Origin of the sequence: Pseudorhodoferax sp. Leaf274, assembly GCF_001422445.1 — a bacterium.
Classification (GTDB): Bacteria; Pseudomonadota; Gammaproteobacteria; order Burkholderiales; family Burkholderiaceae_C; genus Pseudorhodoferax.
This window is the reverse complement of sequence record NZ_LMNA01000030.1, coordinates 136,498-150,627: the sequence shown is the minus strand read 5'-3', so window position 1 is coordinate 150,627 and position 14,130 is coordinate 136,498. Positions and strand designations below refer to the sequence as shown.

The window sequence follows — 14,130 nt, the reverse complement described above, 5'->3', positions numbered from 1 at the left end:
CTCGTGGTGGGCGTGTTCACGACTTGGCTCCTTCGCTCTTGCGCAGGCGGGCCAGCAGCAGCTTGGAGCAGGACAGCACGACGAAGGTGATGAAGAACAGCACCAGGCCCAGATACATCAGCGCAGCCTGGTGCAGGCCGGCGCCGGCTTCGGCGAACTCGTTGGCCAGGGCCGAGGTGATGGAGTTGGCGGCCTGGAACAGGCTCAGCGAATCGAGCTGGTTCATGTTGCCGATCACGAACGTGACGGCCATGGTCTCGCCCAGCGCGCGGCCCAGGCCCAGCATGATGCCGCCGATGACGCCGGCCTTGGTGTAGGGCAGCACCACCTTGGACATGACTTCCCAGGTGGTGGCACCCAGGCCGTAGGCCGATTCCTTGAGCAGCGGCGGCGTCACTTCGAACACGTCGCGCATCACCGAGGCGATGAACGGGATGATCATGATGGCCAGGATGATGCCGGCCGACAGGATGCCGATGCCCACCGGCGGGCCGGACACCAGCGCACCCAGGTAAGGCACGCCGGAGAACAGGCTCTGCAGCGGCTGCTGCACGTAGGTCGACAGGATCGGGCCGAACACCAGCAGGCCCCACATGCCGTAGACGATGGACGGCACCGCCGCCAGCAGCTCGATGGCCGTGCCCAGCGGGCGCTTGAGCCAGGCCGGCGACAGCTCCGTCAGGAACAGCGCGATGCCGAAGCTGACCGGCACCGCGATCAGCAGCGCGATGACCGAGGTCATCAACGTGCCGTAGATCATGACCAGGCCGCCGAACTCTTCCTGCACCGGATCCCAGGTGGTGCTGGTCAGGAACGACAGGCCGTACTTGGAGATCGCCGGCCAGGCGCCCTGGATCAGCGACAACAGGATGCCGATCAGCAGCAGCAGCGTGAGCCAGGCCGCGCCTTTGGCAGCCAGGCCGAACAGCCGGTCTGCCATGGGACCACTGCGGGCCTTCTTGGGGGGTGGTGTTGTCATCGCGCGTTCGCCCCCTTTGCCGGCACCCTTGCCGGACAGATCGAAGGGGGCGCCGTTCGCTGGAAGTGTAGAAGACACGTCAGTGGCTCGGCTTAGGTCAGGTCAGAGGGGCTGGTGGCCGGTCAGTTGGCAGCCAGCGCGACCGGCTTGCCGGAAGCGTCGACGATCTGGCCCCAGGACTTCTGGATCACGCCCTTGACGGAAGCGGGCATGGGCACGTAGTCCAGGTCTTCCGAGGTCTTGTCGCCGTCCTTGTAGGCCCACGAGAAGAACTTCAGCGCCGAGGCGGCCACGGCCGGCTTGTCCTGCTTTTTGTGCATCAGGATGAAGGTGGCGCCGGTGATGGGCCAGGCGCCGTCGCCGTTCTGGTTCGTCAGGATCTGGTAGAAGCTCTTGTCCCACTGCGCACCGGCGGCAGCGGCCTTGAACGCCGTGTCGTCGGGCTGCGGGAACTTGCCCGAAGCGTTCTGCAGCAGCGCATAGGTCATCTTGTTCTGCTTGACGTAGGCGTACTCGACGTAGCCGATCGAGTTGGGCAGGCGACCGACGAATGCGGCCACGCCTTCGTTGCCCTTGCCGCCCGCGCCCGTGGGCCAGTTCACGGCCGTGCCTTCACCGACCTTGTCCTTCCACTCGGTGTTGACCTTGGACAGATAGTTGGTGAACAGGAAGCTGGTGCCCGAGCCGTCCGCACGGCGCACCGGCGCGATGGCGGCATCGGGCAGCTTCACGCCGCTGTTCAGCGCCACGATGGCGGGGTCGTTCCACTTGGTGATCTTGCCCAGGTAGATGTCGCCCAGCACCTGGCCGGTCAGCTTGAGTTCGCCAGCCTTGATGCCCTGGATGTTGACCACGGGGATCACGCCACCGATCACGGTGGGAAACTGCATCAGGCCCTTGGCTTCCAGGTCGGCGTCCTTCAGGGGGGCGTCGGAAGCGCCGAAGTCCACGGTCTTGGCTTCGATCTGCTTGAGGCCGGCGCCGGAACCGACGGACTGGTAATTCACCTTGGTGCCGGTGGCCTTGTGGTAATCGGCCGCCCACTTGGCGTACAGCGGCGCCGGGAAGCTGGCGCCAGCGCCGGTCACGTCCTGCGCGGCAGCCAGGCCGGAGACACCGGAAAGGGCCAGGCCCAGCAGGCCGATGGTGGAGTAGCGGATGGTCGATTGCATGAAAACCTCTCTCGAGTGCTTGCGGGTGGGGACCAGGCAGCGGGGTTCGCCGCCTTCGATGGCCGCAAATTTAAGAAGCTTGTGTGACAGCAACATGACACGAAACGGTACGCAAACTTTCGCTGCGGAACCCGTCGCTGCACTGCAGCATCGGTGCTAGCATCCCGCCCCAGCCATGCAGAACGGAACCCTTCTCGCCGCCCTGGACCTGGGCTCCAACAGCTTTCGGCTTGAGATCGGCCGGCTCGACCATGGGCAGATCCGCCGCACCGAGTACCTGAAAGAGGTGGTGCGCCAGGGCAATGGCCTGGACGAGGCCCGCAACCTGAGCGAAGACGCCATGCAGCGCGGGCTGGACTGCCTGGCCCGCTTCGCCGAGCGGCTGGCGGGGTTCCAGAAGCACCAGGTGCGCGCCGTCGCCACGCAGACGCTGCGCGAGGCGCGCAACCGCGACGAATTCCTGCGCCGCGGCCACCAGGTCCTGGGCTTTCCGATCGACGTGATCCCCGGCCGCGAGGAAGCCCGGCTGATCTACCAGGGCGTCTCGCGCCTGCTGCCGCAGTCCGACGAACGCCGCCTGGTGGTGGACATCGGCGGCCGCTCCACCGAGATGATCCTGGGCCAGGGCTTCGAGGCCCGGGTCATGGAGTCCTTCCGCGTGGGCAGCGTGGCATGGTCCATGCGCTACTTTCCCAAGGGCGAATTCACGGCCGACGCCTTCCGCATGGCCCAGATCGCGGCCGAGGCGGTGCTCGACGAGGCGCTGGCCGCCTACGGCCCCACCCAGTGGGACACAGCCTATGGAGCCTCCGGCACCGTCGGCGCCGTGGCCGACATGCTGGCTGCCGCGGGTGGCCCGCCCGGCCTGATCCCGCGTGCCGGCCTGGAATGGCTGCGCGAACGCCTGCTCAAGGCGCGCACGGTCGACAAGCTGCAGGTCGACGGCATGAAGGACGACCGCAAGCTCGTGATCGGCGGCGGCCTGTCGGTGCTGCTGGCCATCTTCGACCTGCTCGGCATCAGCGAGATGCATGCGGCCGACGGCGCGCTGCGCCATGGCGTGCTGTACGACCTCATGGAACGCGACGGCGCCGACAGCGACGTGCGCTCGGCCTCGGTGCGCCGGCTGGCCCGCAAGTTCGACACCGACCAGGCCCAGGCCCAGCGCGTCGGCCAGGTCGCCAACCAGTTCTTCACCCAGCTGCAGGCCAGCGGCGAGCACCCGGCCGAGGAAGTCGACCGCATGCAGCGCAAGCTGTCATGGGCCGCGCAGTTGCACGAGATCGGTTTCCTGGTTTCCCACAGCAGCTACCACCGCCACGGCGCGTACGTGCTCGACAACGCCGATGCACCGGGCTTCGCCATGCCCGAACTGCACCGGCTGAGCCAGCTGGTGCTGGGGCACCGCGGCAAGCTCAGGAAGCTGGAGGCCGAACTGGCCGACCCTGCCCTGGCCCAGCAGCTGCTGGCGCTGCGGCTGGCCGTGATCCTGTGCCACGCCCGGCGCGACCCCGACATCGAAGGCCTGAAGCTGTCGGCCGGCAAGGGCCGCCAGGCATCCCGCCTGCTCACCTGCCGCGCCGGCTGGGTCGAGGCCTTCCCGCAGTCCGCGCACCTGCTGCGCGAAGAAGCGCAGGCTTGGTCCAAGACCCCCTGGCCACTGGCCCTGAGCGGCTTTTAGCCGCATCTGGCGCTTTGCTTATAACCAAGCACACATAGCGCCACAACAAATAAATAGTTTGGTTCTAAGGGCGCAGTCCTTAGAGTACGCGGGTTTCCACCAGTCTTGAGACCCTGTCGGCCCGGCGCGGGCCACTTGCTTTCAACACCCACGATGTACAAATACACAGATTTCGACCGCGAATTCGTCCAGTTGCGTGCCGCCCAGTACCGCGACCAGCTCGAGCGCTGGCAATTGGGCGAACTGGCGGAAGACGAATTCCGGCCGCTGCGGCTGCAGAACGGCTGGTACGTGCAGCGGTTCGCGCCCATGCTCCGCATCGCGGTGCCCTATGGCGAGCTCAATTCCGCCCAGCTGCGCGTTCTGGCAACGATCGCCCGCGACTACGACGACAAGAGCGGCCACGATCTGGCCAAGGCGAATGCCGGCCTGTCGGACCTGACCAGCCTGCCCGACCACGTGGCCCACTTCACCACGCGCCAGAACGTCCAGTACAACTGGATTCCGCTGGACAGGAGCGCCGACGTGATGGACCTGCTGGCCAGCGTCAACATGCACGGCATCCAGACCAGCGGCAACTGCATCCGCAACATCACGAGCGACGAGCGCGCCGGCATCGCGGTGGACGAGATCGTCGATCCGCGCCCCTTCGCCGAGATCCTGCGCCACTGGAGCACGCTGCACCCCGAGTTCGCGTTCCTGCCGCGCAAGTTCAAGATCGCCATCACCGGCGCCACGGACGACCGCGCCGCCACCTTCTGGCACGACGTGGGCCTGCACGTGGTGCGCAACGAGGCCGGCGAGGTGGGCTTCCGCGTGCTGGTGGGCGGCGGCATGGGCCGCACGCCCGTCGTCGGCACGGTGATCCGCGAGTTCCTGCCCTGGAACCAGGTCATCAATTACCTGGAGGCGGTGGTGCGCGTGTACAACCGCTGGGGCCGGCGTGACAACATCTACAAGGCACGCATCAAGATCCTCGTGAAGGCCGAAGGCCAGCGCTACATCGACGAGGTCGAAGAGGAATACGCCGGCATCATGGCGCACGACGGCGCCGCCCACACCATCACGCAGGCCGAGCTCGACCGCGTGTCCGCCTCGTTCCACGCGCCCGCCACGCCCGCCGCCGGCCAGCCCGACCCCGCGCTGCGCGCGGCCGCCGAGAGCGACGGCGACTACGCGCGCTGGCTGCAGCAGAACGTGGCCCCGCACAAGAACCCCGCGCTGCGCATCGTCACGCTGTCGTTCAAGCGCATGGGCTTCGCGCCCGGCGACGCCACGGCCGACCAGCTCGACCGCGCGGCCGAACTGGCCGACCGCTTCAGCGCTGGCGAGGTGCGCGTCACGCACGACCAGAACCTGGTGCTGCCCTGGGTGCGCGCCGAGGAACTGCCCGCGCTGTGGCAGGAGGCCCGCAAGCTGGGCCTGGCCAAGTCCAACGTGCGCCTGCTGACCGACATGATCGCCTGCCCCGGCGGCGACTTCTGCGCGCTGGCCAACGCCCGCTCGCTGCCGATCGCGCACGCCATCACCGCGCGCTACCAGGACATGGACGAGCTGCACGACCTGGGCGAGATCGACCTGCACATGAGCGGCTGCATCAACTCCTGCGGCCACCACCACACCGGCCACATCGGCATCCTGGGCGTCGACAAAGACGGCCAGGAGTGGTACCAGATCACGCTGGCCGGCTCGGATGGCTCGCAGCTGTCGGGCGCGCCTGCGGCCGGCAAGGTGGTCGGCCCGTCGTTCGCGGCGGCCGAGGTGCCCGAGGTCATCGAAGCCCTGCTGGACACCTACCGCGCCCAGCGCGGCAGCGGCGAGACCTTCATCTCCACGCTGCGCCGCGTCGGCCACGACCCGTTCAAGGCCGCGGCCAACGCCGCCCGCGTCAGCACGGCGCGCAAGCCGGAAGCCCAGACCGCCTGAAGAAGAGCAGCCCCCGATGAACATCCTGACATTCGAAGCACACCAGGCCCCGGCCCAAGGCGACGCCAGCGCGCTGGTGGTGGACAACACGGTCGACCCGCGCAGCATCGCGCTGGACGGCGTGCAGCGCATCGACCTGCACTTCCCCAAGTTCACCGACGGCCGCGCCTACAGCCAGGCCTACCTGCTGCGCCGCCGACTGGGCTTTGCGGGCGAGATCCGCGCCACCGGCGACGTGCTGATCGACCAGCTCGTGCAGATGGCCCGCTCGGGCTTCACGACCGCCGTGCTGCGCCAGGGCCTGAAGGCCGACGCCGCCCAGCGCCAGTTCGACCGCTTCAAGGGCTTCTACCAGGGCGATGCTGCGCATCCCGCGCCGCACTTCGCCGAGGCCGACAACGCCGCTGCCGACGCGGCCGAGGTCGAGCGCCAGGTCGCCGCCTGAGCGTTTTAGGAATCAACCATGTCCGCTATCGACCTCGCCCGCATCAACACCGAATTGGGCCGCAACGCGCCCGCGCTGGTGGATTGGGCCCTCGGCCTGCGCCAGCCGGCCATCGTCACCACCAACTTCCGCCCGTTCGAAGCGGTCATCCTGCACCTGGTCACGCAAGCGAAGCCGGATGTGCCGGTGGTCTGGATGGACAACGGTTACAACACCGAGGCCACCTACCGCTTCGTCGACGAAGTCACCCAGCGCCTGAAGCTGAACCTGCACGTCTACCTGCCGCGCCGCTCGCGTGCGCACCGCGAAGCCGTGGAAGGCGCCACGCCTGCGCTGGACGACCCGCGGCACCAGGCCTTCACCGAGGAAGTGAAGCTGGAGCCCTTCACCCGCGCGCTGCGCGAGATGGCCCCCAAGGTCTGGTTCACCGCCTTGCGCGCCACCGACACCGCCGTGCGTGCGCAGATGGAGCCGGTGAGCCTCAACCCCGACGGCCTGATCAAGGTTGCGCCCTTGCTGCACTGGTCGTCCAAGGAACTGCACGAGTACTGCAAGGCCCACGACCTGCCCAACAACTTCGACTATGTGGACCCCACCAAGGGTGAAGACAACCGCGAATGCGGCCTGCACCTGAGCCACTGAAGCCCACCTGAACCGATCAGGCCCACCCTGGCGCACCGAACAACCGATCCAACCATGAACGCCCGCACCCAATTCGACGAGCAAGCCGACGTGCTGCACCCGCCCGTGGCCCACGCCCCGCTGGCCGACGCCCAGCTCGATGCGCTGGAAGAAGAGGCCATCTTCGTGCTGCGCGAAGTGGCCGCGGCCTTCGAGCGCCCCACGCTGCTGTTCTCGGGCGGCAAGGATTCGCTGGTGCTGCTCAAGTGCGCCGAGAAGGCGTTCGGCGCGGGCCGCATCCCGTATCCGCTGCTGATGATCGACACCGGCCACAACTTCCATGAAGTGACCGACTTCCGCGATCTGCGCGCCAAGGAACTCGGCGCCGAGCTGATCGTGCGCAGTGTGGAAGACTCCATGGCCCGCGGCACCGTGCGCCTGGCGCACCCGGGCGAGTCGCGCAATGTGCACCAGTCGGTCACGCTGCTGGAGGCCATCGAGGAATTCCGCTTCGACGCGCTGATCGGCGGCGCCCGCCGCGACGAGGAGAAGGCCCGCGCGAAGGAGCGGATCTTCTCGCACCGCGACAGCTTCGGCCAATGGCAGCCCAAGGCCCAGCGCCCCGAGCTCTGGACGCTGTTCAACACCCGCCTGCAGCCCGGCGAGCACTTCCGCGTGTTCCCGATCTCCAACTGGACCGAGCGCGACGTGTGGCAGTACATCGCCCGCGAGAACATCGCCCTGCCCTCGCTGTACTACAGCCATGAGCGCACCGTGGTCGAGCGCCGCGGCCTGCTGGTGCCCGTGACCGAACTCACGCCGCTCAAGGAAGGCGAGACCGCCGAACGCCGCCAGGTGCGCTTTCGCACCGTGGGCGACATCACCTGCACCTGCCCGGTCGAAAGCCTCGCCAGCACGCCCGAAGAAATCGTCGTGGAAACGCTGCTGTCCGACGTCAGCGAGCGCGGCGCCACGCGCATGGACGACAAGACCTCCGAAGCTTCGATGGAAAAGCGCAAGAAGGACGGTTACTTCTGATGACTGCCACCCTGGAACACCCCGTGACGACCGCCGTGAACGACGCTGCCAACGACGCCGCCCCGACCGCGGCCCTGAAGTTCATCACCTGCGGCTCCGTCGACGACGGCAAGAGCACGCTGATCGGCCGCCTGCTGGTCGACAGCAAGGCCGTGCTGTCGGACCAGCTGGCCGGCGTGCAGCGCCAAGGCCAGGACGGCCGCGAGACCGACCTCGCGCTGCTGACCGACGGCCTGTCGGCCGAGCGCGAGCAGGGCATCACCATCGACGTGGCCTACCGCTACTTCTCGACCACGCGGCGCAAGTTCATCATCGGCGACACGCCGGGCCATGAGCAGTACACGCGCAACATGGTCACGGCCGCCTCCAGCGCCGACTGCGCCGTGCTGTTGGTCGACGCGACCAAGCTGGCCTGGCAGGATGCTGCCTTCCCGCTGCTGGAGCAGACGCGGCGCCATGCCCTCTTGGTGCAGCTGCTGCGCGTGCCGGCCATCGTGTTCGCGGTGAACAAGCTCGACGCGGTGGCCGACCCCAGGCTCGCCTATTCCCGCATCGAGGCCGCGCTGCGCGCTTTTGCGCAGGAGGCCGGCATCGCGGTGGAAGCCATCGTGCCCGTCTCCGCGCTCAAGGGCTGGAACGTGGTCGATGCGGCGCCGGACGCGTCCGAGGGTACGCATTGGTGCGGCTACCACGGCCCCAGCCTGCTGCGCATCCTCGAGGGGCTGTCCAATACGCCCTCCGAGACCGGCCTGCCGCTGGCCTTCCCGGTGCAGTGGGTCGAGAAGTTCTCGTCCTCGTCCGACACCAGCCAGGGCCGCCGCGTGTTCTGGGGCCGCGTGGCCACGGGCCAGGCCAGCGTCGGCCAGCGCGTGCGCGTGCTACCGAGCGGCCAGAGCGCCACGGTGGCGCGCGTGCTGAGCCACGTGCGTGCCGAGCAGGACGTGGCCGCCGGCCACAGCGCCGGCATCGTGCTCGACCGCGAGGTCGATGTCTCGCGCGGCGACTGGCTGCTGGCCGAAGCCGACGATGGCACCGCACTGCAAGGCAGCCGCGAGATCGCCGCCACCGTCGCCTGGATGGACGACGAGCCGCTCGTGCCCGGCCGCGCCTACTGGGCGCTGCACGGCCACCGCTGGGTCAAGGCCAAGGTGCGCCGCATCGTGCACCGGCTGGACATCCACACGCTGGCCGAGCAGGACGCCACGCAACTGGAGGCCAATGCCATCGGCCAGGTCGAGCTGGTGCTGCAGGACGCCATCGCCACGCGGCCCTTCACGCAGTCGCGCACCCTGGGCGCACTCGTGCTGGTCGACCAGGCCTCGCACAAGACGGCCGCGGCCGTTCTGGTGCGCTGAAGACGTATCCGTTCGCCCCCCGCCCATGCCGGCCCAAGGGCCGCGCACGGTGCGTGGTGCAAATCTCCTTAAAATCGCGGGTTTCCCTCTAGCGGCCTTGCCCGCCCGCAACGCCAAGCACCATGACCCACGTCGTCTCCGAAAACTGTATCCGCTGCAAATACACCGACTGCGTCGACGTGTGTCCCGTGGACTGCTTCCGCGAAGGCCCGAACATGCTGGTGATCGACCCGGACGAGTGCATCGACTGCGCGGTCTGCATCCCCGAGTGCCCGGCCAACGCCATCTTCGCCGAGGAAGATTTGCCGGCCGACCAGCTGGCCTTCATCAAGCTCAACGCCGAACTGGCGCTGGCCGACGGCTGGAAGAGCATCACCAAGCGCAAGGCGCCGCTGGCCGATGCCGACGACTGGAAAGACAAGCCGAACAAGATCACCGAACTGGTGAAGTGACGGCTGGGCGCGCGTGATCGAGACCGACGCGCTCATCCTCGGCGCCGGCCCCGCCGGCCTGTTCCAGGCCTTCCAGCTCGGACTGCAGGAGATCAGGGCTCACATCGTCGACGTGCTGCCCTACGTGGGCGGCCAGTGCGCCGCGCTGTACGCCGACAAACCCATCTACGATATTCCTGGCGTGCCGGTGTGCACGGGGCGCGAGCTGGTCGCCTCGCTGCAGCAGCAGATCGCGCCGTTCGCGCCAGAGCTGCACCTGGGGCAGGAGCTCAGCCAGCTGGTTGCCGCATCCGATGACCGCTGGCAGCTGGCTACCAGCGCCGGCACGCAGTTTCTGGCGCGCAGCGTGTTCATCGCTGCCGGCATCGGTGCCTTCGAGCCGCGCCGGTTGCGCATCGATGGCCTGGAGCGCCTGGAAGGCCACAGCCTGCACCACCACCTGCCTGACGAGGCGCTGATGGCCGACCGCCGCATCGCCATCGTGGGCGGTGGCGAAGAGGCGGTGGCTGCCGCACTGCAGTGCGCCGCGCTGGCGGTACCACCGGCCAGTATCACGCTGGTGCACCGCAAGACCAGCTTCGAGGCCCATGCAGAAGCGCTGGCCGCGCTGCAAGCCCTGTTGGGAGCCGGCCGCGTGCAACTGGCCACCGGCCAGCCCACAGGCTTTGCCGAACAGCGCGGCCAGCTCAGCGCGCTGCAACTGAGCCATGCGGAAGGGCCGGACACAACGCTGGCGCTAGACCTACTGCTGGTGCGGCAGGGCCTATCGCCGCGCCTTGGCGCGCTGGCCAACTGGGGGCTGGCGCTGGAGCGCAAGCAGGTGGTAGTCGACCCTGCTACCTGCGCCACATCGCTGCCAAGCATCTACGCCGTGGGCGACGTGAACCACTACCCCGGCAAGAAGAAGCTGATCCTGTGCGCCTTCCACGAGGCGACGCTGGCGGCGTACGACGCGGCGGAGCGGCTCGTCAGCGGCCGCAAGGTGGTGGTGGAGTACACGACGACATCGACACGCTTGCGGAGGGCATTGGGCGTGGGGGTGCGGTAGGCGGCGCTTCAGCGGTCGATCTCGTAGGGGAAAAGCATCCGCCGCTGCTGCCCTCTCAACTTCGGATCGGCGACAGGCTGGCGCTCCGGCGCGCAGTCAATCTCCGGCGGCAGGTCTGGAGGCGTTGACGCCAGCGGCAAGGTGGTCGGCTGCTTGTCCAGGTGCTTGGCAAGCGCACGTGCGTAAACGGCGCTCGCGGCGCTCGTGCCATTGATGCGGCACACTGCACCCGATGCGAAGCCCATCGTCTGCAGACCGGCGATGCTGTTGCTCCAATCGGCCGGGGCGACCACATCGATTTCTTTCTGAGCAGGTTTGCGGCCCTTTCCGGCCGCAGAGTAGTCGGACAGCCTGCCGTCTCGACGCATCGCGCCCACAACGTGGGCGCGATCATGCTCAAACGTGGCAATGCCGTTCAAGGTGCCGGCCGGCGTTGCGTTGCCCACTGCCATTTCGCGTGCGCAAGATTCGGGAAAAAACGCCTGTCTGCCGCTGCCTTGCTGATCCGGTGGCGCGTCTGCGCGCTCGATCCATGCGTCCACAGCGATCGGCCGGGCACTGAGGTTGCGCAATTCCAGTTGCCACAAGCCCGGTCTCGCCATGACATGCCTGCGCCGGCCACCATGGAGACCACGCGCGGTGGCGCCGTCGGCTATGCGTCTGGCCTGTGTCGGACCGATCGCCAGAAGGATCATCGTGCCCTCGGTACCCTGCGCAACTTCCTCGGCATAGATGGCGGCGAAATGCAGCACGTTGGGCAGCTTCGGCTGGCCATGGTCCATCGGCTCGTAGTGGAACTTCGCATCGCCTCGCCCAACGGGGACGGCAACGTCCGTGCCGGGCATGCGAATACTCAACGAAATCTCGGCGAACTTCGGAATCCAGATTTCAACGAAGGTGTCACCGGCGTTGTCCGGCAACACGCGCAGCATCATGTTTGCAGCGTCACCAACGGAGCCTTTCACTTGCAGCTCTTTTCGAAGATGACAACCCGCACGATGGCCATTGCCTGCAGGTAAAACCACATGCAGGTTCGTGTGGAGATTCAAAGCCTCCTTCAACGCCCGCTCCAGCATGGAGGTACCGTCGTGCGGTCCCGCGTGGACGCCGTAGCTGATATTCGTCACTAGCGGCCGCGCGCACTTGGGATCCGGCCGGTCTTTCTCTTCTTGCCAAAGGATAAACCGCAAGCCGTCCAGTACACGCATTGCCAGCGACCCACCTGCGCTATCGCGGACCGTGCGCGTTGGCAACTGAACCATGGCAAGGCCGCTGACGTATTCCGGCCACTGCACTTCGTGCTTGAGACCCGATAACCAGGGCGCCATCAAGCCCAGCACACGCGCCCCATGGGTCGATCGTGGCGCAGGGGAAAAGTAGCGCGCCGCAAAGTATTCACCCTCGCCCAATTCAGACGGCGCTAGAAATACAGTCGGCCAGGGCTTTGAGCGTCGCCCATAGAGAAATCCCCTATTCACATCCCAAGGTTTAGTCCAATAGCGGTCGTACTTTGCCGGCGGCTTGCTCGTTGGACTACTTGGATTTTCGCCCTGCATAAATCTGCCGACCCAGCCCTGATCCCACAGGCGGACAGGTTTTTTGACAAACTGAATAAAGTCTCGAATCGCCAGCAGCGGCAATCCATCGTCAATGATGGCCAGATAGGTTCCACCCTGGCGTACAGGCTCGACCTTTGATTCTTTCTCTCCAGCCCTCAAAAAATCCGACGCACAGAAATTCAAGCGCATCTTGTCTGCCAAATCTGCGCGGGATTCCTGCAATGAAAAGCGGGCAATGTGCTTCTTGAGCACCCCCGTGACCAATCGCTTCAAACCCGTCTGGCTGACCACACCCGTGACAAAACAACTCGTATTCCAACCCTCAACCCCATTGGGGAGAAAATGAAGTCCGCGCCTTCTGACATCTAAATTCATGCGCGCGAAAAACCACCAAAAATCATTCTTATCGCATAACTCAACCAAAACAAAAATATCGAGATGTTTGTTGGTTTGCGGTTCTGTGGTTGCATCTGCCCACACCAAGTACGGGTCGCACCGATGCAAACGCTTTCGCCTCCACTGCACCAATGTTTTGATTTTCATGTCTTCCAAGTCGCTCCACATGGCCGCCTCCTACGAGTTAACCCATTCGCGACGTGCCAAGACCCAAAGGTCGCGCAAGACAATTGCTTCATTCTTCGGAGCGGCGGGCAATGGCTGCTTCACCGAATCCTTTTCAATACCATGCTGCTCATGAACAAAACTATCGGAACCGGGGCGATCATCATGGCCCGTCACCGCACTGCTGAACGCGATGGCCCCAACCGGCAACGCTTTCATCTGCAGCCACGGCGCTGGTTGATCGCCAGTCAACCACACCATATAGCGAGCCAACATGCACCCCAAGGCCTGACCTGCGATCGTATCAATTGGGTAGTGAAGTCCTGCAACGACCCGATTTTCGGCAACACGCAATGCCAACCGGTTCAACTGCCGAGCCATGCCGTATTCTTCGCCAGCATGCTTCTCCATTCCAATTATGATATTGTCATCATCACGGCTGGGGTACTCATTAGAAAAGGGGTGCGAAGGATCTCCCATCAGCAATGGCAAAAACTCCGCCACGAAGGCCGCCTCCGTGGCGTGGCCTGATGGATAAGCGGCATGACCAGGCGTAAGAATCATGGGTTGTATGACAGCCGACCGCTGCCAAGCTCGCTTGACGTTGAAGTCGTACTTGAAGCGCATTACTATCATCATGGCAAAACGCAAGCCGATGCCGATAAGCTCCCAGGTGTAGCGATGCCGATCCGGCGACAAGGCAGCGATTGAACTCCAGTGGGAGGTCTGGGGCACAACTTGTGTCAAGATTTCTGCAGTACGCTCGGCACGCAACGCGGAGAACGATTCAACCAAGCTCAACTGTTTGTCAAAGACCGTTTTGTCTGGGCAGTGAACTTTTACCAAACTTATTCCACCCGCTGTCAGCTCTACGTTTTTTCCTTTCGCATCGTATGCGTAGCTTAGATTTTTCAGCAGCTCCATCTCGATCAGCGCACTACGCACGCTGGTCTGGAGGCCGGCCACTTTTGACCTAGGCATCCAATCGACGATTGCGCTTGGAGGGAGGAACGGCTGACGCAACAGATTCTGCTTGGCTTCATGAATGCTCCACACCGCCTTTCCAGCAATGGCAGCTTCACGCGTTGTGATCAGCGCATTTGTCACCATCGGACTGGGAAAGGCACCGGAATAAGCGGGGTAGCCCAGCATCCCATCCAGCCCTACGACGGGGGCGCCTGCGGTTCCAGCCGTCCCGGCAGTGCCGGCGGTCCCGGCCGTTCCAGCAGTCCCCGCCGTCCCTGCAGTTCCAGCCGTACCTGCACCGCCGCTCATTGGTCCCATGGTCATCGC

The 14,130-nt window shown here is 65.6% G+C and carries 12 protein-coding genes; 8 read left to right on the top strand and 4 right to left on the bottom strand.

The annotated features are described in order from the left end of the window. Positions 1-16 precede the first annotated feature (16 nt). Positions 17-979 carry a phosphate ABC transporter permease PstC gene (pstC, locus tag ASF44_RS27530; RefSeq protein WP_156374735.1) on the bottom strand — a complete coding sequence of 321 codons (963 nt, stop codon included), beginning with the start codon at positions 977-979 and terminating at the stop codon, positions 17-19. A 122-nt stretch (positions 980-1,101) separates the two neighbouring features. Next, entirely contained in the window at positions 1,102-2,151 is a 1,050-nt protein-coding gene (gene pstS / locus ASF44_RS27525) for a phosphate ABC transporter substrate-binding protein PstS (protein ID WP_056902466.1), read from the bottom strand. A 175-nt stretch (positions 2,152-2,326) separates the two neighbouring features. Between pstS and ASF44_RS27520 the strand changes: the two genes are divergently transcribed. The 8 genes from ASF44_RS27520 (at position 2,327) to ASF44_RS27485 (ending at position 10,717) form a co-directional block, all read left to right on the top strand. Then, complete coding sequence (locus tag ASF44_RS27520; protein WP_056902465.1) at positions 2,327-3,832, top strand: Ppx/GppA phosphatase family protein; 1,506 nt, start codon at positions 2,327-2,329, stop codon at positions 3,830-3,832. A 153-nt stretch (positions 3,833-3,985) separates the two neighbouring features. After that, positions 3,986-5,758: a nitrite/sulfite reductase gene (locus tag ASF44_RS27515; RefSeq protein ID WP_056902464.1), complete on the top strand. Its 1,773-nt coding sequence runs from the start codon at positions 3,986-3,988 to the stop codon at positions 5,756-5,758. Between the two features lie 16 nt (positions 5,759-5,774). Further along, positions 5,775-6,203: a DUF934 domain-containing protein gene (locus ASF44_RS27510; RefSeq protein WP_056902463.1), complete on the top strand. Its 429-nt coding sequence runs from the start codon at positions 5,775-5,777 to the stop codon at positions 6,201-6,203. Between the two features lie 18 nt (positions 6,204-6,221). Further along, a complete protein-coding gene (locus tag ASF44_RS27505) occupies positions 6,222-6,845 on the top strand; it encodes a phosphoadenosine phosphosulfate reductase family protein (RefSeq protein ID WP_056902462.1) in 624 nt (207 codons plus the stop codon). Between the two features lie 54 nt (positions 6,846-6,899). Then, positions 6,900-7,862: a sulfate adenylyltransferase subunit CysD gene (gene cysD / locus ASF44_RS27500; protein ID WP_056902461.1), complete on the top strand. Its 963-nt coding sequence runs from the start codon at positions 6,900-6,902 to the stop codon at positions 7,860-7,862. Beyond that, positions 7,862-9,217 (top strand): sulfate adenylyltransferase subunit 1, encoded by a 1,356-nt coding sequence (locus ASF44_RS27495; protein WP_056902460.1) that lies wholly within the window; start codon positions 7,862-7,864, stop codon positions 9,215-9,217. The genes cysD and ASF44_RS27495 overlap by 1 nt, the downstream gene beginning before the upstream one ends. Before the next feature lie 122 nt (positions 9,218-9,339). After that, a complete protein-coding gene (fdxA, locus tag ASF44_RS27490; RefSeq protein WP_056902459.1) occupies positions 9,340-9,669 on the top strand; it encodes a ferredoxin FdxA in 330 nt (109 codons plus the stop codon). Between the two features lie 13 nt (positions 9,670-9,682). Beyond that, complete coding sequence (locus tag ASF44_RS27485) at positions 9,683-10,717, top strand: NAD(P)/FAD-dependent oxidoreductase (protein WP_056902458.1); 1,035 nt, start codon at positions 9,683-9,685, stop codon at positions 10,715-10,717. Between the two features lie 8 nt (positions 10,718-10,725). Here the strand turns inward: ASF44_RS27485 and ASF44_RS32215 are convergent, their stop codons facing one another. Further along, on the bottom strand, positions 10,726-12,840 hold the full coding sequence (locus tag ASF44_RS32215; RefSeq protein ID WP_156374734.1) for a S8 family serine peptidase: 2,115 nt from the start codon (positions 12,838-12,840) through the stop codon (positions 10,726-10,728). A gap of 9 nt (positions 12,841-12,849) precedes the next feature. Next, complete coding sequence (locus tag ASF44_RS31355; RefSeq protein ID WP_162243879.1) at positions 12,850-14,127, bottom strand: phosphatase PAP2 family protein; 1,278 nt, start codon at positions 14,125-14,127, stop codon at positions 12,850-12,852. Between the last annotated feature and the right edge of the window lie 3 nt (positions 14,128-14,130).

Excerpts from the sequence above, each read along its gene's own strand:
- pstC (WP_156374735.1), bottom strand. The coding sequence starts at position 979 with ATGACAACACCACCCCCCAAGAAGGCCCGCAGTGGTCCCATGGCAGAC.
- pstS (WP_056902466.1), bottom strand. The coding sequence starts at position 2,151 with ATGCAATCGACCATCCGCTACTCCACCATCGGCCTGCTGGGCCTGGCC.
- ASF44_RS27520 (WP_056902465.1), top strand. The coding sequence starts at position 2,327 with ATGCAGAACGGAACCCTTCTCGCCGCCCTGGACCTGGGCTCCAACAGC.
- ASF44_RS27515 (WP_056902464.1), top strand. The coding sequence starts at position 3,986 with ATGTACAAATACACAGATTTCGACCGCGAATTCGTCCAGTTGCGTGCC.
- ASF44_RS27510 (WP_056902463.1), top strand. The coding sequence starts at position 5,775 with ATGAACATCCTGACATTCGAAGCACACCAGGCCCCGGCCCAAGGCGAC.
- ASF44_RS27505 (WP_056902462.1), top strand. The coding sequence starts at position 6,222 with ATGTCCGCTATCGACCTCGCCCGCATCAACACCGAATTGGGCCGCAAC.
- cysD (WP_056902461.1), top strand. The coding sequence starts at position 6,900 with ATGAACGCCCGCACCCAATTCGACGAGCAAGCCGACGTGCTGCACCCG.
- ASF44_RS27495 (WP_056902460.1), top strand. The coding sequence starts at position 7,862 with ATGACTGCCACCCTGGAACACCCCGTGACGACCGCCGTGAACGACGCT.
- fdxA (WP_056902459.1), top strand. The coding sequence starts at position 9,340 with ATGACCCACGTCGTCTCCGAAAACTGTATCCGCTGCAAATACACCGAC.
- ASF44_RS32215 (WP_156374734.1), bottom strand. The coding sequence starts at position 12,840 with ATGTGGAGCGACTTGGAAGACATGAAAATCAAAACATTGGTGCAGTGG.
- ASF44_RS31355 (WP_162243879.1), bottom strand. The coding sequence starts at position 14,127 with ATGACCATGGGACCAATGAGCGGCGGTGCAGGTACGGCTGGAACTGCA.